The organism is Nonomuraea mesophila (assembly GCF_004352805.1).
In the GTDB taxonomy this organism is placed as follows: Bacteria; Actinomycetota; Actinomycetes; order Streptosporangiales; family Streptosporangiaceae; genus Nonomuraea; species Nonomuraea longispora.
Map to the genome: position 1 here is coordinate 1 of NZ_SMLD01000298.1, position 5,563 is coordinate 5,563.

A 5,563-nucleotide genomic window follows, 5' to 3' on the forward strand; every position below is an offset into this window, starting at 1 on the left:
CCCACCCCCACCCCGAAGCCGGTGCCGGTGCGGCATCCGACCGCTCGAAGCCCGAAGCCGGTGGGGGAGCGGCACCCGCCGCCCGCCCGAAGCCAGGAGCCGGAGCGGCAGCCGCCCGCCCGAAGGCCGGAGCTGGAGCGGAATCCGTCGCGGAGGTCGGAGCTGGTGCTGAGGCCGGATCCGGGCCTGAAGCCGGTTCCGAGTCAGAGACCGGCGCGAAATCTGAGACCGGATCCGAGCCCGGGGCGCAGGACGAGCCTCCCGCTCGCCCCGACCTTTTCGCACGCAGGCCCACCGCCCGGAGCAGGCCAGAAGCACGAACCACGCGTTCCGCACGCGCTGCCATTGGCGACCCGGCGTCCGATGGACCGACCGGAGCCGCGGCCGCGAAGGGACGGGGCGGCGACGACCGGCCCTTGGACGAGCAGGCCGCCGGGGAGCAGCCCGCCCACGACGAGCCCAGTGACGAGCAGGTCACCGTTACACCGTCCCCGGGCGGCCGTCCGTCGGGCAAGCGTTCCCCGGGCAAGCGTTCCCCCCAAAGCCGGCGGCCCGGCAAACGGGCCACTGTCGGCCCACCGTCGGGCGAGCCGCACTCCGGCGAGCCCTCGGACGACGAGCCGGAGCACCAGACCGGAACCGAACCCCGGGACGAGAACTCCAGGGCAACGACCCGCACCTCCGTGAAGCCCGGCGCGTCCGCGGCGGACGGCAAGCCGAAGAAGACCGGCGTGCCCGGGAAACCGGGTGCTCCTGCGGCGAGCCGGGAGCCGGGCGAGGCAGACGTACCCGCGAAGGGCGACGAGCCGAGAACGAGCGCCAAGCAGGGGAGGGCCGAGCCCGAAGCGGCCGGCGAGCCGTCCCCGACCACCGGCGCAGCGACGAACGGTGACGCGGGGCCTAGTGGCGATGCCGACTCCGGCGCCCCCGGTGCCGACGAGACGCCGAGCCCTACGGACATCACCGGCGGCAATGCCAAGACGTCGCGCGGCGCGGACGTCGGCGGCGATGACGAGGTGTCACGCCGTTCGGACGTCAGCGGCGGCGACGAGGTCTCACGCCGTTCGGACGTCGGCGGCGGCGATGACGAGGTGTCGCGCGGCTCCGACGTCAGTGGCGGCGGCGAGGTGGCAGGGAAGTCCGAGCAGGCAGGAGGCGAGGAGACAGCCGGGCAGGCGGTCGAGGAGGAGTTGCCGGCCGAGGCGGCCGAGACGTTGATGAGTGCGCTCGGCACCCTCCGCGAAAGCGTCGCCGACCTGCGCTTCGGTCTCGAACTGCCGGGCGTGGAGGAGGCCAGGCAGGCACAGGCCGACCTGCTGGCCCAGCTTGAGGGCTACGTACTGCCCAGGGTGAGGACGAGCACCGCTCCCGCGCTCATCGTGGTCGCCGGCTCGACCGGCGCGGGCAAGTCCACCCTGGTCAACACGCTTGCCGAGAAGAACGTCTCGCGCACCGGCGTACGCCGCCCGACCACCGGCACCCCCGTCCTGGCCTGCCACCCCGACGACCGTGAGTGGTTCACGGAGGGCGAGTTGCTGGGCGGGCTGCGGCGTCTCGACGCGCCCACGCCGGATGCCGGGCTGGACGGCCTGGTCGTCGTCTCGACCGAGAAGCTCCCGCAGGGCGTCGCGCTGCTCGACACCCCCGACATCGACTCGGTCGTGGAGGAGCACCACGACGTCGCGCACCGCATGCTCGACGCCGCCGACCTGTGGATCTTCGTGACCACGGCGGCCCGCTACGCCGACGCCCCGGCCTGGAGCCTGCTGCGTCTGGCCAAGGAACGCGGTGCCCGGCTGGCGATCGTGTTGTCGCGCGTACAGCCCCGGTCGGCGGACGTGGTGCTCAAGCACTTCGTCCGCATGCTCACCGAATACGGCATGGGCGACATCGACAGGTTCGTCATCAACGAGGCGAAGGTGACGGACGGCAGGCTGCCCGACAGCGAGGTCACCGAGCTGCGGCTGTGGCTGGCCGAGCTCTCGGTGGACGAGGAGCGCCGGGCGCAGGCCGTACGCGAGACGCTCAACGGCGTGCTCAACAGCTTCCGCACCCGCGTACCCGCGCTGGCCAAGCACCTGGAGGGGCAGGTCGCGTTCAGGACGGAGCTGCGCGGCGACGTGGAAGCGGCCTTCCGCGGCGCGCTCATGGAGATCGACAAGGCTTACAAGAACGGTTCGCTGCTGCACGGCGAGGTGCTGGCCAGATGGCAGGACTTCGCCGGCTCCGGCGATCTCATGCGCTCGCTGCAACTACGCAGGCGCGGGAAGGTGGCCAGGCAGGCGCCCGAGCGGGTGCTGGCGTTCAAGGCGGCGATCCGCACGGGCCTCGAGTCGGTGATCGTCGCCGCCGCCAACCGTGCCTCCGAGGAGGTGGTGGCGCGCTGGCGGCACCGTTCCGAGCTGGGGGCGAAGATATCGGACGGCCTCGACACCCCCTCTGACAACCTCATCCGCCACTCCGGGCGTGCGATCGCCTCCTGGCAGGATCACCTGGGCGAGCTGGTACGCACGGAGGGTGTGGCCAAGCGGTCGGTGTCGAAGCTGGTCTCGTTCGACCCCGACTCGCTCGCCCTGATCTTCATGGTCGCGATGTTCAGCGGGAGCAACGGCGAGGGCGTTCCCCATCGGCTGGTCAACGCCCTGCTCGGCGCCGAGTCCCTGCGGGGCATCGGCGCCAAGGCGCTCAGCGACCTGCGCGCCAGGATCGGCATGTTGTTCGACGAGGAAGCCATGCGTTACGTGAAAGCGCTCGACTCCGCGGGCATTCCCGACGAGTCCGTCGCAACCCGCCTCTACCAGGCAACGTACAACCTCGAGGTCGCTCGATGACCACCATGACCACCAGGCCGGGTCTCGCTCCGCGGCTGACCGCGCTCACCAAGGTGGTGGAGCTGGGGCCGGGGCGGCTGGACAAGAAGCTGCTCGACGATGCCGGCGTGCTGCTCCAGCGGGCCGGAGACCGGCTCAAGCTGTCGTCCGAGCACACCGTCGTCGCCCTCGCGGGTGGCACGGGCAGCGGCAAGTCGTCGCTGTTCAACGCCATCTCCGGGCTCGAGCTGTCACCCACCGGCGTACGCCGTCCGACCACCGCCCGCACCCACGCCTGCGTGTGGGGGCTGGAGGGCGCCGGGCCGCTGCTCGACTGGCTGCAGATCCAGTGGCGGCACCGCTTCTCCCGCGCCAGCGCGCTCGACAAGGGCGACAGCCAGCTGCACGGGCTCATCCTGCTCGACCTGCCCGACCACGACTCCATCCGGGCGCTCACCGACACCGAGGCCGACCGGCTCATCGGGCTGGCCGACCTCGTGGTGTGGGTGCTCGACCCGCAGAAGTACGCCGACGCCTCCACACACCGGCGCTACGTCACGGATCTGGCGGGGCACGACGCGGTCACGGTGTTCGCGCTCAACCAGGCCGACCGGCTCACCACCGAGGAGCTGGCCGAGCTGGTCATCGACCTCAACGACCTGCTGCGCCGCGAAGGCGTCGACCACCCCAGCGTCGTACCCACCTCGGCGGTCACCGGGCGCGGCATCGAAAGCCTCAAGAGCGTCATCGCGACCGCCGTGTCGCGGCGGCGAGCCGCCATCCAGAAGCTCGAGGCCGACCTGCACCGTCTGGAACAGCGCCTCGGCGAGACCATGCCGCTCGGCGAGGCGCTTTCCGCGCCGTCGTCGGTCGACGAGGCCCGCCGGATGGGGCTGACCGACGCGCTCTGCGACGCCGTGGGCGTGCCCGCGGTGGGCGAGGCCATGGAGAACGTCTACGCCGAGCGCTCCAACCAGTGGGTCGGATGGCCTTACCCTCGGTGGCTGGCGAAACTGCGCCCCGATCCGCTGAAGGCCCTGCGGCTCGAAGACGTGGGCGCGGAGATCCGCGGCATCACGACCGGTTCGGTGAGCGCCCAGTCGGCCGAGGTCGCCAACGCCGTGCAGGCACTCGCCGACGGGCTCTCCGTCGGGATGCACCCGGTGTGGCGCTCCGCCGTGCACCAGGCGGCCAGGTCGCGCTCCGGCCAGCTCCCGCAGGCGCTGACCGAGGACCTCACCGAGGTGGCGCCGCAGCTCGACCGGGTGCCCCGCTGGTGGCGCGCGCTGAAGGCGTGGCAGTACACCCTGGTGGTGGCGTTCGCGGCCGGGGTCATCTGGTTGCTGGCCGGGCTGCTCATGCCGGGACAACTCCCCCCGCAGCTGGAGCTGCTCGGCGACGGTGCGGCGCTCCCGTGGGTGGGGCTGATGATGGCCTCCGTCCTCGGGCTGGGTGCGTTGTCGGGCATCGCCTCGCGCAACTTCGTCGAGCTGAACGCCTCCCGGGAGCGAGAGCGCCTGGAGCGGGAGATGAGGCGCAGGGTGGCGGCCGTGTCCGCGACGATGGTGGTGGAGCCGGTCGAGCGGGAGCTGGGCCGCCATCATGCCTTCTTCACCGCGCTGCGGGACCTGTCGGTCTGACCTCCGTCCACAGGCTCTCCCTCCGCCTCTCCCTCCGTCCACAGAACCGCATTCCGTACGCCGCCACCCCGCCTCCCCACGGCACGCTGGGCCCCAGATCGCGGGCACCCGGCCCGCCGGATGGGGAGGCACAGGGATGAATGACATCTACGTCACGCTGACCGGAAACGTCGCAGCAGAGCCGAGGCAATACAGCTTCGACGAAGGCACCAAGGTCACCTCGCTGAGGGTGCTCACCTCGCACCGCTACTTCGACAGGAAGACGGGCCAGTGGACAGACGGTGAGAAGGTCTGCTTCACGGTGCGCTGCTGGCGCGCCCTGGGAGACAACGTCGCGGCCTCGATCCGCGCCGGCCAGCCCGTGGTGGTGTCGGGCAAGTTGCGCATCCGCGAGTTCGGCGCCGAGGGCGACCGGCGCTTCGTGCCCGAGATCGAAGCCAGCGCCGTCGGGCACGACCTGCGCTGGGGCACCGGCGTCTTCACCAAGCCGGAGCGCGGCGGCGGGCTGGGCTCGATGAGCAAGGAGATGCGCGAGCGCCTGGACGAGGAGACCCGCGACTGGTCCATGGGCACGCGCCCCCTCCGGTCCCTGTCCCGTCCCGAACCCACCCCGCAGGCCGGCACGTCGGCCACCGCCGCCCCGCCCAAGAGCGACGACACCGACACCTTCGCCCAGCCGACCGGGCACGCCGCGGACACCTTCGCCCAGCCGGAGGAGCACACCGCCGGAGCCTTCACTCAACCGAAGGACGACACCGTGCGCATCCTGGGGGCCGAAACCGAGCCTCCCAACGGCGAGGAGGATTCCGGCGACGAAGGCCGGCCACTGAAGCTGGAGGAACGCGCGGCGGCCTAGACCCGCGAAGGGGGGCGTCGACGCCACCCGACGCAGCCGTCCAGCACCCCGGCACCTTTGGGCCCACGGTGCCAGGGTGCCTGGACGGCTCCCCATGCTCGACGGCTGAGCCGCCGGGAGGTTTTGCCGTCCGTCGCCGCACCGTCCGAGGGTGTGCCGTCCGAAGGGCTGGCACGTGTGGGCTGGCACGTGTGGGCTGGCACGTGTGGGCTGGCACGGAGGAGGGCGGGTGCGGAGGACGGGGGCACGAAAAGGAC

At 71.9% G+C, this 5,563-nt stretch carries 3 protein-coding genes; all 3 read left to right on the forward strand.

What is annotated here, in order from left to right; all coding sequences use genetic code 11:
* The first annotated feature begins 416 nt into the window (after window positions 1-416).
* The 3 genes from E1295_RS46765 to E1295_RS46775 all read left to right on the forward strand — a co-directional run bounded on the left by E1295_RS46765 (window position 417) and on the right by E1295_RS46775 (window position 5,306).
* On the forward strand, window positions 417-2,831 hold the full coding sequence (locus E1295_RS46765) for a GTPase (protein ID WP_246081236.1): 2,415 nt from the start codon (window positions 417-419) through the stop codon (window positions 2,829-2,831).
* Complete coding sequence (locus tag E1295_RS46770; RefSeq protein WP_132641652.1) at window positions 2,828-4,450, forward strand: GTP-binding protein; 1,623 nt, start codon at window positions 2,828-2,830, stop codon at window positions 4,448-4,450. Before E1295_RS46765 ends, E1295_RS46770 begins: the two co-directional genes overlap by 4 nt.
* Window positions 4,451-4,586: 136 nt before the next feature.
* Window positions 4,587-5,306, forward strand: a complete 720-nt coding sequence (locus tag E1295_RS46775; RefSeq protein ID WP_166427771.1) for a single-stranded DNA-binding protein — start codon at window positions 4,587-4,589, stop codon at window positions 5,304-5,306.
* Window positions 5,307-5,563: the final 257 nt, after the last annotated feature.

What these genes read in the sequence shown, in the direction of transcription:
- E1295_RS46770 (WP_132641652.1), top strand. Translation starts at nt 2,828, where the DNA reads ATGACCACCATGACCACCAGGCCGGGTCTCGCTCCGCGGCTGACCGCG.
- E1295_RS46775 (WP_166427771.1), top strand. Translation starts at nt 4,587, where the DNA reads ATGAATGACATCTACGTCACGCTGACCGGAAACGTCGCAGCAGAGCCG.